The sequence below is a fragment of the Cupriavidus sp. GW822-FHT03E04 genome, assembly GCF_058801495.1.
The window spans coordinates 14092-33486 of sequence record NZ_JBXANI010000024.1 but is presented as its reverse complement, the minus strand read 5'-3'; the positions used below and the strand labels follow the sequence as shown (position 1 = coordinate 33486).

Here is a 19395-nt window from a genome sequence, read left to right as displayed (position 1 = left end):
ATGCAGACCGCAATCCCCGCCGTACCGGCAATCCCGGCCATATCCGCAACACCCAGCTTCCAGATTTACGACGCCAGCCGCTTTCCCATCGTGATCGGCCGCACGCCGGCCATGCAGCCGGGCTATGCAATCCAGTGGCGCGAGGAGATGACCGCGCTGGTCGAGCAGGGCCGGCCCTTCGTCCTGATCCATGACCAGCGGCCAGCGGAGGAAACGCATGAGGACCGCAAGCAGCGCGCCTTGTGGCTGAAACAGTACAAGGCGCCGCTCGGCGCGGTATGCAAGGCGCTGGTCCACATCGAGCCCGACCCGGTCAAGCGGGCCGCGCTCAGGGCCCAGGCGTTGCTTGCCGTCAAGGCCTTCGGCATTCCCATGGCGATTTGCGCCACCATGGCCGACGCGCTTTCGCTGGCCGCGCGGGCGCTGAACGAGACCACGCCGGATGCGTCCGCGGATGCGCAGGCACCCCGGGCAGCCGCGCGTTGAGCGCTGTACAACCACCGTCATGGCCCAAACCGCGACATTCTCCGTGCCTATGAAACCACTGCACATCACCATCGTCGGCGCCGGCCTGGGAGGCTTATGCCTGGCGCAAGGGCTCAAGCAGCGCGGCATTGCCTTCGATGTCTATGAGCGCGACACCGCACTGGCCAGCCGTACGCAGGGCTACCGCATCCGGATCGACCACGCTGGCCAAGAGGCCTTGAAAGGTTGCCTGCCGGCGGCTTTGTTCAGCGTGTTCCAGTCGACCAGCGCCATCCCCAACGCTGGCGTCAACATAGTCGACACCGGGCTCGAGGCTGTCAGCGGCAGGTGGGTGGAGGCGTGGCGGCGTGGCCGGGGCGATGCGTCCGCCGCAGCGGAAGTGGAAGCGGAAGCGGAAGACCTGAGCGTGAACCGCCAGACGCTGCGCGAAGTCCTGATGCATGGCATCGAGGACCGGGTGCATTTCGGCAAGGTATTTGTGCGTTACCGCGAGGACGGAGACGCTCGCGTGCAAACGGGCTTCTCCGATGGTTCATCCACTGTATCGGACCTGCTCGTCGCGGCGGATGGCGTTAATTCAAGGGTGCGCCGGCGGCGCCTGCCGGGCGCGGCACCGGCCGATACCGGGTTTGCCTGCCTCTATGGCAAGACCTATCCCACGCCTGCCACGCTGGTGCGGCTATCCGGCTTGCTGCCGGCCAGGACGTCGATCGTCTTTGGCGATGGCCTGGCCGTCATCATCGATCCGATGCGGTTCCGCCCGCCGCCCGCGGGGTACCGCCTGAGCATGCCTGGCGACTACCTCTACTGGGCCATCGTCGGCGCGCGCGAAACCCTTGGCATCGGCTGGGAAGCCGGAGACGCGTTGCAACAGGACGCGCTTGCCGCGCGCCTCGAACGCATCTCGGCTGGGTGGCATGCCGGGCTGCGCCCGCTGTTCCAGCTGAGCGATCGAGCCTCGCTGGCCATGGTGCCCGTCAGGGCGGCAGATGTGCCCGCTGCCTGGCCAAGCAGTGCTGTCACGGTGTTGGGAGACGCCATCCATGCCATGAGCCCGGCCGGCGGCCTGGGGGCAAACACGGCGCTGCACGATGCGCTCCTGCTATCGCGGCAGCTGGGCGAGGCCGCCGCCGGCCGCCGCTCGCTGCGGGCGGCCATTGGCGGCTACGAAACCGTGATGCGGGAATACAGCGCGCGCGCCATCCTGGCGTCGCAGCGCGGGACAGAGGTGTTGCTGGGCGCCAGCGGCCGGCAAGCGGAGCGGGTCCTGGCCGGCTAGGCGTGGTGATCTGGGAAGGCGGTGACGCGACCTGGCGCACACAAGCGCACCCAGCGCGGCCAAGCGAAGGGGCCGCGCGCGGTTGCCGCCGCAAAGATCCGAACCCGGGGCGCTATTGCCCGGGAGCGAGCATTGCCACGCGGCGGCGCGGCACGTGGGTGGCCGCGCCTTTCAGCTGCTCGCTACTTCGATTTCGCGCCGTCCGTGTATGGGTCGGCCTTGCCGGCCTTGGCGCCATCCGTATAGGGATCAGCCTTGCCGGCCTTGGCTCCGTCCGTATAGGGATCGGGCTTGCCTTGCGTGGCATTCAGGTCCATTTGCGTGGATTGCTTCGCACCATCCGTGTACGGATCGAACTTGCCGGTTTTCGCCCCATCTGTATAGGGATCGGCCTTGCCGGCCTTGGCCCCGTCGGTGTACGGGTCGAACTTCTTCTGCTGGCCATAGCTCAAGCCTGAAGCCGTTGCGGCGGCGACAAGTAACGTCAACGTGAGTACTCTGCGCATCTCTTGCTCCGGTGGTAAGGAGGTGGTCGCCTGTGGTTCAGCGAGGGTGCGCCCGGTCACAGGCCGGCCGGAATAGCTGGCATCTGCGCCACGCCAGGCAAGCTGGGGCGGTAACCTCGATGGGCCAGCGGGGCACGCTAGTGAAGGCAGGCCAGGGCGCATGAGAACTCGTCCCCGCCTGCCTATGCCGCGTCCCGCACAGTTCATCCTAGGAGTGAATCCAGAGAGGCCGTAGTAAAACGTTGTAAATCCTTGTTGCGCTTTTTCCTTTCGGCCGCGCCCTTTCCCGGAGTGCGAAACGTGTGCAGCGGCCGGTGCCTTCCCCGATTTTTCTGGCTTTCCCGGCTTTCCCAGCCTTTCTTCGAGCGTATCGCCACGGTCCATGTGCGCTTTGCGCTGTATCCTGGACTTCTGGTCTCCGATCTAAAAAACCCCTTGACTATCTATCTACCAGTAGATAATATTCAACACATGGAAGCCGCTGCTCCGCCCCAGCAAGAAAAGCTGCAGCAGGAAAGAGGATCCAGCGCATCACCCGGGGAATTCCCGTTTTTTTTTGGCCAGCTCATCTATCTACTAGTAGATAACAGGCGAAGGAAGCGAAGGGTTCCAAAGCGTACCGATTCGATTCCGCCCAAGCGCGGGTCCTCAAATGCAAATGGAGAACATCATGACCTCGAGCCTCTTCGCCAAGACCCTGATCACCGCCGCCGCCCTTGCTGCTGCTTTCGTTGCCGGCACTGCCCAGGCTTCGGGCCCGAAGGACAGCACGTTCTCGGGTGACAAGTACGGCTACGTGTTCCGCACCACCACGCCCGACGCCTTCACCGACGGCGCGCGCAGCGGCAAGTTCGACCCGTTCACCGAAGGCGCACGCGTTGGCAAGGCTGACCCGTACTCGGACGGCGCCCGCATCGTGGCCGGCCTGGACCGCACGGGTGTGTCGGCTAGCCCGGCCCGCAGCGTTGACGCTTATACCGACGGCGCGCGCAGCGGCAAGTTCGACCCGTTCACCGAAGGCGCACGCGTTGGCAAGGCTGACCCGTACACGGATGGTGCCCGCGTGGTAGCCGGCCTGGATCGCAGCGGCGTCTCCGCCAGCCCGGCCCGCAGCGTTGACGCTTACACCGATGGCGCGCGTGGCGGCAAGTTCGACGTGTTCAGCGAAGGCGCCAATGCCTGAGCGCGGCATGGGCATCCCGGCGATCGCCGCACGGATGCCCGATAGCGGTTGGGAAACAGAGTGAGCGTGAAATAGAGTAGGGGTGCATCATGAACTTACGGGACAGCTTCCTTATCCTGGCCGGCTGGGTGGTTCTCTGTGTCGCCAGTGGCTCTGCAATCACCGTGGTGGCGCAAGTGCTCCCGGCGTGAGCCGACATAGGGCGGTGATAAGCGCAATTGAGGCGTAACTTAGGCCAACTAAGCCGGCTTGTTGCGACTGCACACGAAATTGGCTTGAGGATCTACCGATAGATAGATAAGATCACGCTATGAAAACGCAATCCGTACGCGAACAACTGCTCGAACACACGTTGGTGCTTATCCGCCGGCGCGGTTTCAATGGTTTCAGCTATCGCGACCTGGCCGAGCTGGTCGGCGTGAAGACGTCGAGCATCCATTATTACTTCCCCGCCAAGGACGACCTGGTGCTGGAGGCGGTGAAGGAATACAGCGCCCGCATCTCCGAGCGGCTGCGTAGCGTGGATGCTTCGCTTCCCCCTGCCGCGCAAGCCGAGGGCTACCTAAACTTCCTGCGTACCGCGGCATGCGGCGACCAGATCTGCCTCGCGGGCATGTTGTCCACCGAGACGCTGTGCCTGCCGGAGTCGGTTCACGCCGAGCTCAAGGCGTTCTACCGCATGAACGAGAACTGGCTGATGGGGCTGATCGAGCGCGCGCAGAAGGAATACGGCAAGGTCTACCCGGTGACGGCTCGCGCGCTGGCGCAGGTGATCTACGGCGCGCTGCAGAACGGCCTGATCGTTGCGCGGCTGTTTGGGGCGCCTGAGCGGCTGGAGTCCGCCGCGGACCTGCTGATGGCTTCGGTATCCGAGTAAGACGGACAAGACGTTTCAAATATCCAGGAAGTATCGGACGAGATGGCAGCCCGCTGCTGGCACATGAAAAAGCCGACCTGTCGAGGTCGGCTTTTTGTTTGCATCTGAGCGCCGCGTTTCAACCTGCTGCGTGCTTGGGCACCTGCCACGTCTCGTCGGACTCCTGCACGCGGCCGTCCTCCACCAGCTTGAGCAGGTGCGCCAGCAGCGAGCGCTTTGCCACCGGGAGCATGCGCTCCGGCACGTCGTCGTAGACGCGCAGGAGCAGGGCGTCGATGCCGGTCTCGCCAAGCTCCCGTAGCCCGTTGAGCACCTTTGCCTCACGCTGCATGCGATGGCGGATCAAGGTGCGGATGGCATCCACGGGCCGGGGCATCAGGAAGCCGTGGCCGGGCGCGAGCCATTCCAGGTCTTCGTCCTGCAACGCGGCCAGCGAGGCCAGGTACGCGCGCATGTCACCGTCGGGCGGATTGATGACGACGGTGGATCCCTGCATCACGTGGTCGCCGGTGAACAGGGTCTTTTCTTCCTCGAGCAGGAAGCAAAGATGATTGGATGCATGGCCCGGCGTGTGGACGACACGCAGCGTGCAGCCTTCGCCCAGCGCCAGGCGCTCGCCGTGCGCCAGGATGCGCTCGGGCTGGAAGGTCTGGTCCTGGCGTGGCGTCTGCGGCGCGGGGCGGCCCAGCACCGGCGCGCCGGTGGCGGCCTTGAGCCTGGATGCCGCCGGCGAGTGGTCGATGTGGGTGTGGGTGGCCAGGATCCAGCGGATCGGGCCTGGCGCGGCCGCCAGCACGGCGGCCACATGGGCTTCGTCGTCGGGGCCCGGATCGATCACGGCCCATTCGTTGCGCGCCGGATCGCCCACGAAATACGTATTGGTGCCGGGCCCGGTCATCACGCTGCCATTGCCGGCGGTGACGCGCCAGATGCGCTCGGACAGGCGTACCGCGGCGCCGGTCGCCAGCTCATAGCGCGCATGGCCCTGGCCTTGCGGGTCGATGCGCTCGATCTCGGCATAGGCGGGCTCGCTGGGCAGCACGGGCCGCAGGCCACCGCCGCCTTGGGCCAGGCGCGGCATGATGCGCGCAATGTCGCGCAGCTGCGCCGCATGGTCAAAGCAGGCCTGAGCAGTGTCGAAGCGGGCAATCGACGCTAGCGTGCGCCGCGTGACGGCCACCAGCTTCAGGCCGCGCGCCGGATCGATGGCATCGCTCGGGCGTATCCAGAGATGCTCCACGGCCTCGTCGCCATCGTGCGTGGCGGACTGGCCGGCGGGCGCCACGGCCACGAAAAAACGCGTGTCGAAGCGCTTGGGCAAGCCGGGTGGCGTCAGCCAGTGGCTGTGATACGCCAGGCGGTCCACAGCCAGGCGCACGCCAAGGCGCTCGCAGAGCTGCGCCATGCCCGGCCCACCGCTGCGCGCGGATTGCCGCAGCCATGCCTGCTGCGTGGCATCCAGCGTGTCCAGCGCGATCAGCTTGCCGCTGGCATCGCTCGCGAACAGCAGGCCGGCTTCCTCGAAACACTCGCGCACGGCTGCCAGGTAGAAATCCAGGCCGCCGTCAGGCAGCTTGAGACGGGTGCTGGCCGCGGCATCGTCCAGGCCGGCGCTGGCGTCGTGCAGGGTCTTGTCTTGGGGGTCGAGCGTGCCGCCGGGAAAGACGAAGGCGCCGCTGCTGCGGTCGTCGTCGCGCTCGGGGCGACGCACCAGCAGCACTTCCATGCCGGCCGCGCCATCGCGCACTACCAGGATGCTTGCGGCTTGACGCAGCGAGGGGGATCGTAAAGGAGGGGTGTTTCCGCTCTGTTCTTGTTCGCGCATATGGGGCGGTTCCTGATGGACTGGCTAGGATCAGGCGACAGTGTAGCGGCATCGCACGGTTATGCCACCAAGGGAAAGCGAGGACGGTAAGCCGTTAGCGGGGCCGTCCCGCACTTGCGGGCAGGACGGCTGCGGTGCTGATTACTGCTGGTTGGACGTTGTTTTGTTCATCGCTGCGAATTGCTGCGTGAGGTAGGTTTTGGTGGAGTTCATCCGGGTCATCATCAGGTCAAGCTGCTGGAACTGCGCGCGATAGCGTGCCATCGTGGCGTCGATCCCCGCGGAGGTGCGGGTGTAGGCGCTGTCGAGGTCCTTCAGGTTGGTGTTGAGGCCTTCGGTGGCCGTCGTCAGCGCGCCCTTTGTGGCACTGAACGATTTCACCATTTCCGTCAGTTGATTGCCATAGCCGGACTTGCCGTCGGCACCGCTGAACAGCTGCGCCACGCCGGTCCGGTTGGTGGCGAGCGCCTTGTTCAGCTTGGCGGTGTCGAGCCCCATGGAGCCGTCGGCCTTGAACGAGATCCCGATCTGGGTCAGGTTGACCAGGCTGGAGTCGCTGGTGGCGGTCTGCGGCGCGTTGAACACGGAGCGCAACTGGTTCTGGATCGTGCGCAGCGTAGCATCGCCCAGCAGCGGCGACTGCGTGCCCTTGTTGCTCTTGTCGAAGGCGGACAGCTTCGCGGCGGTGCTTTGCAGCGTGTTGTAGGCCGTGACAAAGCTCTGTACGGCGGCAGCCATCGTCCCGGTGTCGGTGACGGCGGTCACCGTGCTATCGCCCTTGCTCAGCAGGTTCAGCGTCAGGCCCGGCGCGGCGCCTTGCACCGAGTTGGTCGGGCTGCTCACGTCGATGCCGTTGATGTTCAGCTTGGCATCGAGGGCCTCGATGTTCTGCTTCATCGCCTTGGTGCCGGCCGGGTCATACGCCAGCAAGCCGGCAATGGTGCTGGGGTCGCCGGCGCCGTTGCTGTCCACGGAGATGCGCATGCTGGACTTGGCGCCCGTGGTGTTGGACGTCAGTACCATGCGGTACGGCGTGCTGCCGCCATCGTTGACGATGCTGGCGGTTACGCCCGAGTTGGATGCATTGATCGCATCGCGGATGCCGGCCAGCGTATTGTTGGTGCCGTTGATGTTGATCGAGGCAGGCTTGGCGGTGCCGGGCGTGAAGACGGCGCCCTCGGTGGTGCCGAATTCGATCGTGATCTTGGCGCTGCCCAGCAACTGGCCCGTGCTGTCGGTGATGCCATTGGACACCAGCGTTTGCGACTGCGCCAGCTGCGACACCTTGACGGCATAGCTGCCCGCCAAGGCGGACTTGTCGGCCACGACGCCCAGCACGCCGGTATTGCTGGAGGTGGTGGTGCTGCTGTTGTACAGGCTCGCCGAGCCGAGCGCGCTGGCGGCATTCTGGAACGAAGCCAGCGCGCCTTGCAGCAGACCATAAGCGGAGAGCTTGGTGGTGTGGACGGTGGCCTTCTTGGTCAGGGCAGTGAGCTTGGTCTCTTCCGCCTTTTGCAGATTGTCCAGCAAGGTGCTCAGGTCCAGCTGGGACCCGACTCCTATCGAGGAAATAGCCATGGTTGCAATCCCTTAATTGCATGTTGGAGGAGGCCGGCCCGCCGAAGCGGCCCGGCTGGTCAGGAGAGCCAGTTGCGCGCGGATGATACGGCCGGCACGCAGGGCTTCCTCGGGCGAGGTACTGATCGATGGCGTCGCCATAAGCGTGCGCTGTATTGCGACAAGCCGCTGGTTCCTGGCAGGAAATCCGGTGCCAGTGGCCTGGCTGTCGCGTCGCCCTTGATGTTGTCGACACGAGGGTAGATACGGATACGCCGGGACAGCCGTGGGACGCCACTGGCCATTAAGATGCTGCTGATTTCACCCCGGCTCGCTGATCTGTCGGCTGTGGGCGCCGATCTTGTCCTCGTTTCGCGCTGAAGATGTGCGCATCGACCGAAAACCAGGGGGTAATCCCGATCGTGTGCTTCACTCTTCACGCTCAAGATCGTAGCGGCGTGGGCCTGGGGCCAATTGAGTGAATAAGGGGTGAAAGTCCGCGCATATCGTTTGGGTCGGCGCCGCCCACGGCGTGTCGCCAACCGCAGCGAAACCCATCGCCGGGCCTGCAAAAAAATGCACTGCGGGACCGTCAATTTGCCATTAAGTTTGAGAGGGAGATGCCGATATGGACCGCAAGGGTTTGCTCGACGCAGCGGCGGTACTGGAAGACCTGGCGGCCGGCCAGCAGCCTGACCCGGCGCGCCTGGCGGCTGGCGCGCAGGCGCTGGAGGCCATGCACGCCGACCACCCCTCATGGCGCGACATGACCGACGCCGCCTTTGGCCTGCAGGCGCTGGCCGCGGGTGGCGCGCTTGGCCTGGACGCGAAGGGGCGCGCACGCGCGGCCCGCCTGGCGGAGGTCGTGCGCAGCCTGGTCGATCCGTTGTAGGACCAGCTGGCGGCGGTGCCTAAGAGGCCGTTTCAAGATGAAGCGAAGCGGTTCTGGCCAGGCGCGCGGCCGCAGACAGTACAAGCGGATCGGCCAAGGCCGCGCGACGACGCCAGCATCGTTTTGAAATGGCCTCTAAGCCAGCGACAGGACGATGACCGCCGCGCCAATGACGGCAACCAGGTCCTCAATGACCGCCGCCGGCAGGTCCCTGCCGAATATCGCCGCAAGGCGCGCGCGCATAGCCGCGCCGCCGAGCGTGCCGATCACCGCGCCCACGGCGCCAAGAACGCCGCCTCCCACCAGCATGCCGCCACCCGCGCCGATCGTGGCCCCGCACAGCGCCCCCGAGAGAATGCGCGCGCCGAACTGCGGCGGCACCTTGCGGCTCGGCGTGCCGGGCAGCTTGTCGGTGATGAGCTCCACTGCGGCCAGCACGCTGAAGACCCATGGCGTGAACCGATAGCCCATGAAGGCAAGCCAGCTGCCCGACAGATCCAGCAAGCCCGCGTGGACCGCCCAGCTGACGGCGGCAGGCGCCGTCATGGCGCGCAGGCCAGCCACGATGCCGATAAAAAGCGAGAGCACGTACAGGGTCATGGCGTCTGTCCTCAATCAAGGCTGACAACGGTGGCATGGCTGTGACGCGGTGAGCTTAAGGCCGGGCCGTGCGTGGGCACGTGCGCTAACCCACATGGCGAGTATGCCAGCGGCGCATGGCGAAGCAAGCGCCCGAGCAAGAAGACGCGGGCTCGCCGGGGACTTGAGTTGCATCTTCCCTAGGTGCCTCGGCATCGGGAAAACCATTATTTGATATGGAATCAAAAAACAATAACATTTATTGAGTCTATATCAATTTAACGGGAAGGCATCCGTTGCCGAGGCCGCCTGTCGGGCAACGGCACGATAGCCCGCGGGCCGATCGCAGCTCGCGGACCAGACCCGATCAAGGAGGAGCAATGAAGAAAGCACTGGCCATGGCCGCGGCCACGCTGGCGGCACTGACCCACGGGCGGGCGCACGCCCAGTCGTCCGTCACGATGTATGGCGTGGTGGACGCGGGCGTCGAATACCTGAACCGCGTGCCGAACGCGGCAAAGCAGGGGGACGGCCTGTTCCGCATGACTTCCGGCAACATTGCTGGCAGCCGCTGGGGCATGCGTGGGGTGGAGGATCTCGGTGGCGGCCTGAAGGGTGTCTTTGTGCTGGAAGGCGGCATGATGCTCGATACCGGAGTGTCCTCGCAGGGCGGCCGGATCTTTGGACGCAAGGCCTATGTCGGCTTCGACAGCAGCACGTATGGCCAGTTCACGCTGGGCCGGCATCACAACCTGATGTTCGACCTGGTCATCTCGTTCGACCCGATGTTCTTCGCGCCGAAGTACTCGTCGTTCAGCCACGACAGCTGGCTGGCGGGTCGCGTGGACAACGCGGCCAAGTACACCGGCAAGTTTGGCGGGCTGACCGTAGCGGCGCTGTATAGCTTCGGGGTGGACTCCACGGTGGCCAACGGTTCGGAGGTGCCGGGCAACAGCCGCGTGGGGCGCGACATGAGCGCGGGCCTTACCTACCAGGCCGGCCGTTTTCGCGTGGGCGGCGTGTATGACCAGCTCAATGGCAACAGCGCCGCGACGGCCGGCAAGACCGAGCGTCGCTATGTCGGGACGGCCGCGGTGGATCTGGAGGCGGTCAGCATCTATCTGGGCTACCGCAGGCTGGCGAGCCAGTTGCTGGCGTCGATGTCGCGCACGGACCTGATGTGGACCGGCGTGAACTGGAACCTGGCGCCGGCCGTTGCGCTGACCGGCGCCGTGTACAAGACCAATGACCGCACCTCGGCCAAGGACCCGATCTCCTTTGTGCTGTCGGTCGACTACCGGTTCTCCAAGCGTACCGATGCCTACCTAACGGCCTCCTACACAAAGAACAGCGGCGGCTCCGCGCTTAGCGCCAACGGTTACGACGGCTCGATCGTCCCTGGCGCCAATCAGCTTGGCACGGTGGTGGGCCTGCGGCACAGCTTTTGAGTGGCGGCGTCTAGCGCGCTTGTCGCCGGGCACATCTGGCACTTTCCCGTGCGGCTAACGCTGGCTCTTCGCGGCTGCCCGTCGATATGACGATGCAGCCGCTTTTTTGTTCATGGCCGGGCGCCGGCTGCGTAGCGGTGGGGCAAGGTTTACCATTAATTGACATGCACTCAAATAATGTCTAAATTATTGAGACGGTAGCATTTAATCAAAGGAGGCGCCGTGACGGAGCAGAACAAGGCACAGGTAACAGCGGGCATGCGTGGCGCGTCGTGGGATGCACGACTGATGACGCGTCCTTACCAGATGGTCCCCTATGCGCTGGGTACCGCGGACGGCCAGCGCACGCTCGGCTTTCTCTTCACGGCGACCGGCAAGGAAAAGACCGTCGTTTCCATCATGCACCCCCGCGAGATGGCGATCACGCACTATCTCGTGCCGTTCATTCTCGACGCCGGCTGCGCCTGCTGGGTGCAGGGCCCCCGGTCGATCGGCAACGACCTGCGGCTGGAGCATGAGATCGCGTTGTTCGACGTGGCGGCAGGCATGACGCACCTGCGCGAGCTGGGTTTTGCGCGCATCGTGCTGCTGGGCAATTCCGGCGGCGCTTCGCTGTACACCTTCTACAACCAGCAGGCGCTCGCGCCGGCTGCGCAGCGCATCGCGCGGACCCCGGGTGGCCGTCCGACCAACCTGGCCGAGCTGCAGATGCCCACGGTTGACGGCATGATCCTGATCTCTCCGCATCCCGGGCAGGGCAAGCTTTTGATGACCGGGCTCGATCCCTCCGTGGTCGACGAGAACGACCCGATGCAAACCGATGCGTCGCTCGATCCGTTCTCCGCGGCGAACGGCTTCGACGCCGCGAGTGGACGCGGCAGCTATGCGCCGGACTTTGTCGCGCGCTACAGCGCCGCGCAGGAAGAGCGGGTGAAGCGGATCGACGAGCACGCGAGGCAACTGCTGCGCCGCAAGCAGGCCGCCCGCCAGCGCATCAAGGCAGGCGCCGGCAGCGAGCTGGACCGGCGTGTGGCCGCGCATGCGCCCATCTTCCACGTCTGGCGCACGGACGCTGACCTGCGGTCCTGGGACATCACCCTGGACCCGTCGGACCGCCAAACGGGCACGCTGTGGGGCAAGGACCCCTTTGTTTCCAACTGGGGCAGCGTTGGCTTCGCACGGGTGGTGACGCCGCAGTCCTGGCTGTCGACCTGGTCGGGCCTGACTTCCAACGCATCGCTGGACAAGACCATCGGCGCGGTGCACCAGCCCACGCTGCTGCTGGAATACACCGGCGACCAGTGCACGTTCCCGGCCGATATCGAGTCCATCTACGCGCAGATCGGCAGCACGGAAAAGCGCCATATCCGCGTGCGGGGCAATCACCATGGCATGGCACTGAGCCGCGACGAGGAGCCGGGCCAGCGTATCGCCGGGGCGCACATCGTCGAGTGGCTGCGCGAGCTGATGGTGTAAGTAAAGTCATCCCGTGCGCCGCAGGCCAACGCGGCGCGCTGACAGAAAACAGACAACAGAAAACAGACAAGCAAGGGTAGAGAGACATGATGCAATCCCAATCGGTACGGCCCCCGGAATTGCTGGCGGGGGTCAGGTATCCCGACGAGGACCGGCTACGGCGCTATGTTGCCGACGGCGTGCTGACGCAAGAAACGCTGACCGGGGCCTTTCGCGCGTCGTTTAAAACCCATGCGGACCGGCTCGCGCTGGTCGGCCCGGAAGGCCGGCTGACCTACCGCGACCTGGACGAGAAGACCGAGCGCCTTGGCGCTGCGCTGCTGGCGCTGGGCCTGCGGCCTCTGGATCGCGCGGTGTTCCAGTGCGGCAACAGCAATGAGCTGCTGCTGGCGTTCCTGGGCTGCCTGAAGGCGGGCATCATTCCGCTTTGCTCCCTCCAGGCGTTCCGCAAGCTGGAAATCGGCTACCTCGGCAATCTCTGCGAAGCCCGCCTGCATGTCGTGCAGGGCGATGACGCCAAGTTCGACGACGTGGCTTTCGCGCAGGAAATGCAGGCCGAAGTGCCGAGTTTCTCCATCATCCTGCAAGCACGTGGCGAGCGTCGTGGCAGCGCGGTGTTGCTAGCCGACCTGATCGAAGAGATGCCGCTGGCTCACGCGCGCGAGATCCTGGCGGGCGTGAAGCTAGATCCCTTCCAGGCCGCCGTATTCCAGCTCTCCGGCGGCACCACGGGCGTGCCTAAAATCATCCCGCGCTTCCAGAGCGAGTACCTCTACAACATGCGCGCGGTGGCTGCGTGCAATGGCTACACGAAGGACGACGTGCTGTTCTTCCCCACGCCGTACATGCACAACCTCAACATGGGCTGCTTCTTCGGCCCGTTCCTGCTGACCGGCGCCACATTGACGGTCACGCCGGATCTTAGCGAGGAAAACCTGCGCGGCCTGGTGCGCGATTACCAGCCTACCTGGTTCAGCGTGGCCGGGCCGATCCTCACGCGCATTGCGCCGGAACTGGCGCAGTCGGATGCCGGCGCGCGGGCGCGCAGGAATTTCATCGCGCCGAAGAACGCCGCGGGCCTGACCCGCCTGACGGGCTCGCCCACGCACCATATCTTCGGCATGACCGAAGGCGTGATCATGTTCGCCCGCAAGGATGACCCGCAGGAGATCCGCGACACCTCCGTCGGCAGCCCGGTGTCGGCGCATGACGAGGTCAAGCTCGTGTCACCGGGCACGGAGGATCCCGTGGCCGACGGCGAACCCGGCGAGGCCCTGTTCCGCGGGCCTTACACCATCCGCGGTTACTACAAATCCGAGAAGGAGGACCAGACGCGCTTCACCGCGGACGGCTTCTACCGCTCCGGCGACCTGATGACGTCGCGCGTGGTGGACGGCAAACGCTATTACTTCTTTTTCGGGCGCATCAAGGATGTGGTGGATCGCGGCGGCGAGAAGATCAATGCCGAGGAGCTGGAGAACGTCGTCAACCTGCACCCGGGCGTGTTGGCCTGCGCTGTGGTGGGCATGCCCGACCGCGTCTATGGGGAGCGCGTGTGCGCCTTCGTCATACCCAAGCCGCCCGCAAGCGACCTCACGCTGGCGCAACTGACCCAATACCTGCAGGAAGCCGGCCTGGCCAAGTTCAAGTGGCCAGAGCGGCTGGAGGTCGTCCGAGAGTTCCCGCTGACCGCATCCGGCAAGCTCAGCAAGGTGCTGTTGCGCCAGCAGATCATCCAGTTGCTCGAGGCCGAGACGGCCGGCAACACCGTAACCGAAGGGAAGTGAAATGACCGAAGCGAAACACCTTGTCGGCGTGCCGTCCGTGCAGTTGCATGGCGTGCATCACACGGCGCGCCCCACCTGGAAGCTGGCCCAGACCGTGCATTTTTACCGCGACCTGCTTGGCCTGCCGCTGGTCCACGCCATCTCGGCCAAGGGCTGGGGCCCGGACAACCATGCGGATTTCCTGCACTTCTTCTTCGATAGCGGCAACAGCAGCACCATTGCCTTCTTCTACTACATCGGCACCGAGCGGCCGGACTGGCTGGCGGTGCGCGAGCACTACCAGGATCGCGCCACGCACACCGCCTGGCGCGTGCGCGACGAAGCAGAGCTGCTGGAATGGCGGCAGCGCGTGGAAGCGGTCGGCATTCCGGTGCGCTACCAGATCCGGCACGAGGTCATCGAGTCGATCTACTTCAACGATCCCAACGGCTATCCGATCGAGATCACCTGGCAACTGCGCCCGTTCAGCGAGGCCGATGCGCTTGACGCGGCGTTGACCATCGAGGCAGCCATGCAGCTGGAGCAGGCAGCGGACGCCGCCACGGCTTTCACGTCCATCGAGCCGGTCTGGCAACGCAAGGCCGCGCAGATCGGCACGGCACCGGAGCAGGCTGGCAAGGCATCGGTCTATGTGCTGGACGTGCCGGAGTTTGCCGCGCTGATCGGCGTGGCGCGTACTACCGAAGGCTATGCCACCACCTCGCTGAAAAACGGCTATGTGCGCATCGACGGCAATCCGCAGATCCGCTTCCGGCGCAAGGCGCTAGGCTTCAAGCCGGCAGTCTGGTACGGCGCGCTGACCGGCGGCCTGGTCGGGCGCATCGTCCAGTTCGATATGGACGCGCTGGTGATTTCCCCGGAGGAGGCGCAATGAAAGCCGCAATGAACGTCGCCATCATCGGGGGCGGCCCCGCCGGGCTCTTCCTCTCCATCCTGCTCAAGGAGCGGCTGGCATCGGTGGAGATCGACATCTACGAGCAAAACCCGGAGGACGCCACCTTCGGCTTCGGTGTGGTGCTCGCCGACACCGGGCTGTCCAACCTGCGCGCCGCATCCCCAGCGGTGGTCGACGAACTCGCCAAGGCGATGCGTTTCAGCGATCGGCACACCATCGTGAGCCACGAGGCACCGATCACCATGAAGCGCCCCGGCGCGGGCGGCGGCGCGATTCCTCGCATCCAGCTGCTGTCGGTGCTGCAGGCGCGTGCCCGCGAACTCGGCGTGCGCGTGACGTACAACAAGCGCATCAGCGACTTTTCGGCCATCGAAGCCGACCTGGTCGTGGGCGCCGATGGCGTCAACTCGCTGCTGCGGGCGTCCAACGAGGAGGGCTTCGGCACCACGCGCCACAACCTGACCAACCACTTTGCCTGGTACGGCGTGGAGAAGGCGTTCCCCAATCCGTCCCTGGTGTTCCGGCAGTACGAGGGCGGCTATTTTGTCGCGCACTACTACCCGTATTCGGACTCCATGAGCACGTTCGTGGCTGAGTGCGACCACCGGACCTGGCAGGATTTCGGTATGGACGCCATGTCCAACGAGGCGCGCCAGGCCCTGTTCGAGACGGTGTTCGGCGCGGAGCTGGGTGGCTACAAGCTGGTCTCCAACAACTCGAACTGGCGCCAGTTCCCGGTCGTGATCAACCAGACCTGGCACGTCGGCAACCAGGTGCTGATCGGGGATGCGCTGACCAGCGCCCACTTCTCGATCGGCTCGGGTACCCGGATCGCCATGGAAGACGCGATCGCGCTGGCCGAGGCTATCGTCGCCTTCCCCGGCGACGTGCCGGCGGCGCTGCAGTGCTACGACGAGGTGCGCCGACCGCAAAAGGCCAAGCTCATCCGCGCCTCGGAGGCTTCGTACAACTGGTACGAGCGTATCCGCGAATGGATGAACGTGGCAACGCCGCATGAGTTCGTCTACCGCTTCATGACCCGCACCGGCCGCGTGGATGTGAACCGGCTGCGTGAACAGTATCCGACCCTGATCGCCGAGCTGGCCGCCGCGGGCGTCACCGATCTCACCGTGCCGCAGCCATGATGCGTGCCACCGAATACGTGCTGAGCGAGCGGCCGTTCGTGGTGCGCCGTACCGTGCGCTGGGGCGATTGCGATCCCGCTGGCGTGGTGTACACGGGCCGCTTCACCGACTACCTGCTGGGCGCGGTTGGCCTGTTTGCCGACCACATGGCCGGCGGAGCGGGGCGGCTTGGCGACGCGCATGGCGTGGGCACGCCGTGCAAGGCGATGCGCTTCGAGTTCATCGGCACGTTGTGGCCGGACGACGTGATCGACATCGAGTGCTTTGTCGAAGCCATCCGTACGCGCTCCTATGACATCCGCTGCATCGCCAGGCGCCCCGGCGGCGCGCCGGTGTTCGATGCCGTGTTTTCCCCGATCTGCGTGCGGCTGGACGAGCGCGTGGGTACGCCGATCCCGGATTCCCTGCGCGCCGCGCTAAGCACGTTCCTGCGCAAGCCGGCCGCAGAGCCCCAGACTTAACGAGAACAAGCGAACAAGCGAACCCAAGATGAATTACCGAATTGGCCAGATCGTTCCCAGCTCCAACATCACGATGGAGCGCGAAGTGCCCGCCATCTTTGCCGGGCGCATGCAGCAACTGCCACAGCGTTTCTCCTTTCACTCCAGCCGCGTGCGCATGCACCGCGTGGTGGCGCATGAGCTGGAGCGCATGAACCGCGACATGGGCCGCTGCGCGCTGGAGCTTGCCGATGCGCGCGTGGATGTGATGAGCACGGCCTGCCTGGTGGCCACGATGTGCATGGGCAAGGGCTACCACCGGCAAGTGATTGAAGACCTTGGCGCGGCCATCGCCGATGCACCTTACCAGCCCGCGATCATGACCTCGGCCGGCGCGCTGGTCGAGGAGCTGAAGGACTTTGGCGCCAGGCGCATCGCGCTGATGGCGCCCTACAGCGATGCGCTGACGCGCACTGTGGTCGAGTACATCGAAAGCGAAGGCATCGAGGTCAAGGACGCGATCAACTTCTCGATCCTCGACAACCTGGAGGTCGGCGAGCGCGATCCGCTGCAGTTGCTGGAGGACGTGAAGCGCCTGGACACCGCCGGCGTGGACACGGTGGTGCTGTCCGCCTGCGTGCAGATGCCGTCGTTCGCGGCGATTGAGCGCGCGCAGCTGGCGCTGGGCGTGCCCGTCACCTCCACGGCCGTCTGCACGGCGCGGCAGATGATGCGGCGCCTGGGCCTCGAAGCGGTGGCGCCGGATGCCGGCGCATATCTCGGCAGCAAGACCGGGCTGGTGTAAGGGCCGTTAGTGCGCGAGGAGACGACATGATGCAAGAAACCCATGGAACGGCGTCCCGGATTGGACGTTGGCCTTATATCGCGGTAGTGCTGGGTGCGGCGTTTGGCATGCTGGCCGGCTATGCGCCGCTGTTCAATGCCACCGCCGGCGTGTTCGTGCGCCCGCTGGCCGCCGAGTTTGGCTGGGGCCGCTCGGAGGCGTCGCTGTCCTACGCGGCCTCGATGTTCGGGCTGGCGGTGGTTAGCCCGCTGGTCGGGACCATGATGGACCGCTACGGCATCCGGCGCGTGATCTCGGTGTCCGCGGTGGTCTTCGGCATCGCCACGGCGTGCATGGCACTGCAGGACGGCAGCAAGGCCATGTGGGTCAGCCTGTCCGTGGTGGTAGGTGTGTTCGGCGCGGCCACGTCGGTGCTCGGCTATCTCGCCGTGCTGCCGCAGTGGTTCGACCGCCGTCTCGGCTTGGCGCTTGGCGTTGCCATGTGCGGGCTGGGGGCCGGCACCGTGTTGATGCCCGCCACCGCGCAGTATCTGGTGACCGGCTATGGCTGGCGCACTGCTTATGTGGTGCTGGGCGCCGGGTCGATCGTATTGTCCTTGCTGGCGTGCTCGCTGTTGCGGGAACGCAAGGCGGCGGGAAGGGCGCAGGGCGCCGCGCGCGGCCAGGTGGTTGACGGCATGCCGTTCGCCGAGGCGCTGCGCAGCTATCGCCTGTGGGCCATCTGGGCGGTGTTCGTGCTGGGGTCCTCCGCCACGCTGTCGCTCGGGCCGCATCTGCCGGCGATGTTTGCCGACCGGGGCTTCAGCCCGGCGCAGGCAGCGCGCAGCGCCTCGATGGTGGGCATCGGCCTGCTGATCGGGCGCATCCTGACCGGCGTGCTGATCGACCGGATCCACGCACCATTCGTCGCCTGCGTGTTCTTCGGCGGTGGCGCGCTGGGCATCTTCCTGCTGCGCTCGGCGCATGACTACCAGGCGCTGCTGCTCGCCACCACGCTGATTGGCCTCACCATCGGTGCGGAAGGCGACCTGATCTCGTACCTGGTGCGTTCGTACTTCGGCTTGCGCTCTTTTGGTGCCTTGTTCGGCATTGCGTTTTCCGGCTATGGCTTTGGCGCGGTGCTCGGGCCGATCGGGCTCGGCGCCTGGTTCGACCGCTATGGCAGCTACGATGCGCCGCTGCTGGCACTGTCGTGCATGCTGTTGCTGGCCGCTGCGCTGACGCTTTCCCTTGGCCGGTACCTCCGGGCGGGCGAACTGCCGGCCGCGACGCCGGCGGCCGCCGGCTCTTGAGCACGTGTCAGGACCGGACCCGGCCCGTTGACAGGTAGAATTAGCACGGGCGCAATTATCAAGCCGCGCCACCTGTGCCGATCCGCCACTGACCTATGCCAGCCGCCAAGAAAACCGCCACCGTAGCCGAACCCCCTCCCGCCATGCCGCGCCGCCGGGGCCGTCCGCCCAAGACGGACTCGCCGATCGGCGCGGAGGCGACGCTGAGCCGGGTCGCCATCCTGCAGCGCGCCATTGAACTCACGAAGACCATGCCGCTGGACCAGATCTCCATGGTCCAGCTGGCCAAGGATTTTGGCGTGGCGCCCGGGCTCATCCACTATTACCTGGGCGGGCGGGATCAACTGGTCTCAGGCGTGCTGAATGACTACTACCGGCAGCGGTTGGGCCGGCTCTCGTCGCTCACCGGGGACTGGCGCCGCGACGTGGAGTCTTTCGCGCGGCTGAGTTTCCAGGTGGCGATCGAAAACCCCGGTGTGAGCATCTATGTGGCCTCGCACAACCGCTTCCGGCTGTTCCAGGATGTGCAGCCGGGGGAGACCGACTACGGGATGGAGTTTTTCAACCGCATGACGTCGGCCATCATGCAAGGTGGATTCAACGCGGACGAAGTCGCGCTTGGCTATCACCTGCTGGCGCAATACCTTGTGTCTGCCAGCATGGCGGAGGCTTCCCGCCAGTTGCCGGCCTACCACCAGGCCTTCATCGAGAACAAGCTGGAGTCCGTGTCGCCGCTGCAATATCCCGGCGCCCGCTTTGTCAGCAAATCGTTCTCTCGGCTGAGCTCGGAGATAGCGTTCGAGGAAGGGCTGCGCATTACGCTGGACGGCATCGAGGGATGGAAACTGGGTGCAGGCCTTGCCGCCATTCCAGTGGCCAGCGGTGCCGCCACGCCGCGCAAGCCCCGCGTCAAGAAGGCCTGA

Annotated in this window: 18 protein-coding genes; 14 read left to right on the top strand and 4 right to left on the bottom strand. The window is 65.5% G+C overall.

The features are described 5' to 3' along the window. Window positions 1-486: a hypothetical protein gene (locus tag AC1RQC_RS29930; protein ID WP_492885505.1), complete on the top strand. Its 486-nt coding sequence runs from the start codon at window positions 1-3 to the stop codon at window positions 484-486. Window positions 487-535: 49 nt separating this feature from the next. Further along, entirely contained in the window at window positions 536-1765 is a 1230-nt protein-coding gene (locus AC1RQC_RS29925; protein WP_492885552.1) for an FAD-dependent oxidoreductase, read from the top strand. Between the two features lie 182 nt (window positions 1766-1947). Here the strand turns inward: AC1RQC_RS29925 and AC1RQC_RS29920 are convergent, their stop codons facing one another. After that, window positions 1948-2271, bottom strand: a complete 324-nt coding sequence (locus AC1RQC_RS29920) for a hypothetical protein (protein WP_150985789.1) — start codon at window positions 2269-2271, stop codon at window positions 1948-1950. A gap of 670 nt (window positions 2272-2941) precedes the next feature. Between AC1RQC_RS29920 and AC1RQC_RS29915 the strand changes: the two genes are divergently transcribed. Continuing rightward, window positions 2942-3454 (top strand): copper resistance protein CopQ, encoded by a 513-nt coding sequence (locus tag AC1RQC_RS29915; RefSeq protein WP_492885503.1) that lies wholly within the window; start codon window positions 2942-2944, stop codon window positions 3452-3454. A 310-nt stretch (window positions 3455-3764) separates the two neighbouring features. Further along, window positions 3765-4331: a TetR/AcrR family transcriptional regulator gene (locus AC1RQC_RS29910; protein ID WP_492370619.1), complete on the top strand. Its 567-nt coding sequence runs from the start codon at window positions 3765-3767 to the stop codon at window positions 4329-4331. A 118-nt stretch (window positions 4332-4449) separates the two neighbouring features. Here AC1RQC_RS29910 and AC1RQC_RS29905 read toward each other — a convergent pair whose 3' ends face one another. Further along, window positions 4450-6156, bottom strand: coding sequence for an MBL fold metallo-hydrolase (locus AC1RQC_RS29905; RefSeq protein WP_492370618.1), 1707 nt, complete (start codon window positions 6154-6156; stop codon window positions 4450-4452). 141 nt (window positions 6157-6297) lie between these two features. After that, entirely contained in the window at window positions 6298-7734 is a 1437-nt protein-coding gene (gene fliD, locus AC1RQC_RS29900; RefSeq protein WP_492885501.1) for a flagellar filament capping protein FliD, read from the bottom strand. A 607-nt stretch (window positions 7735-8341) separates the two neighbouring features. Here fliD and AC1RQC_RS29895 point away from each other — a divergent pair. Continuing rightward, on the top strand, window positions 8342-8605 hold the full coding sequence (locus tag AC1RQC_RS29895; RefSeq protein WP_492370616.1) for a hypothetical protein: 264 nt from the start codon (window positions 8342-8344) through the stop codon (window positions 8603-8605). Window positions 8606-8740: 135 nt separating this feature from the next. On the opposite strand, the gene AC1RQC_RS29890 is transcribed toward AC1RQC_RS29895, so the two are convergent. Then, window positions 8741-9205, bottom strand: coding sequence for a DUF4126 domain-containing protein (locus AC1RQC_RS29890; protein WP_492370615.1), 465 nt, complete (start codon window positions 9203-9205; stop codon window positions 8741-8743). A gap of 359 nt (window positions 9206-9564) precedes the next feature. On the opposite strand from AC1RQC_RS29890, the gene AC1RQC_RS29885 reads away from it, so the two are divergent. The 9 genes from AC1RQC_RS29885 (at window position 9565) to AC1RQC_RS29845 (ending at window position 19395) form a co-directional block, all read left to right on the top strand. Next, window positions 9565-10632, top strand: coding sequence for a porin (locus AC1RQC_RS29885; RefSeq protein ID WP_492885499.1), 1068 nt, complete (start codon window positions 9565-9567; stop codon window positions 10630-10632). A gap of 288 nt (window positions 10633-10920) precedes the next feature. Next, window positions 10921-12108, top strand: a complete 1188-nt coding sequence (locus AC1RQC_RS29880; protein WP_492828627.1) for an alpha/beta fold hydrolase — start codon at window positions 10921-10923, stop codon at window positions 12106-12108. Window positions 12109-12194: 86 nt separating this feature from the next. After that, complete coding sequence (locus tag AC1RQC_RS29875; protein WP_492885497.1) at window positions 12195-13895, top strand: AMP-binding protein; 1701 nt, start codon at window positions 12195-12197, stop codon at window positions 13893-13895. Window position 13896: 1 nt separating this feature from the next. After that, entirely contained in the window at window positions 13897-14769 is an 873-nt protein-coding gene (locus AC1RQC_RS29870; protein ID WP_492370612.1) for a VOC family protein, read from the top strand. Window positions 14770-14777: 8 nt separating this feature from the next. Further along, window positions 14778-15935 (top strand): FAD-dependent monooxygenase, encoded by a 1158-nt coding sequence (locus tag AC1RQC_RS29865; RefSeq protein ID WP_492885550.1) that lies wholly within the window; start codon window positions 14778-14780, stop codon window positions 15933-15935. Continuing rightward, window positions 15932-16396 (top strand): acyl-CoA thioesterase, encoded by a 465-nt coding sequence (locus tag AC1RQC_RS29860; RefSeq protein WP_492370610.1) that lies wholly within the window; start codon window positions 15932-15934, stop codon window positions 16394-16396. Before AC1RQC_RS29865 ends, AC1RQC_RS29860 begins: the two co-directional genes overlap by 4 nt. 28 nt (window positions 16397-16424) lie before the next feature. Further along, a complete protein-coding gene (locus AC1RQC_RS29855) occupies window positions 16425-17180 on the top strand; it encodes a maleate cis-trans isomerase family protein (protein ID WP_492814965.1) in 756 nt (251 codons plus the stop codon). Between the two features lie 29 nt (window positions 17181-17209). Further along, window positions 17210-18472 carry an MFS transporter gene (locus tag AC1RQC_RS29850; RefSeq protein ID WP_492885548.1) on the top strand — a complete coding sequence of 421 codons (1263 nt, stop codon included), beginning with the start codon at window positions 17210-17212 and terminating at the stop codon, window positions 18470-18472. Between the two features lie 95 nt (window positions 18473-18567). Beyond that, window positions 18568-19395 carry a TetR/AcrR family transcriptional regulator gene (locus AC1RQC_RS29845; protein ID WP_492885495.1) on the top strand — a complete coding sequence of 276 codons (828 nt, stop codon included), beginning with the start codon at window positions 18568-18570 and terminating at the stop codon, window positions 19393-19395.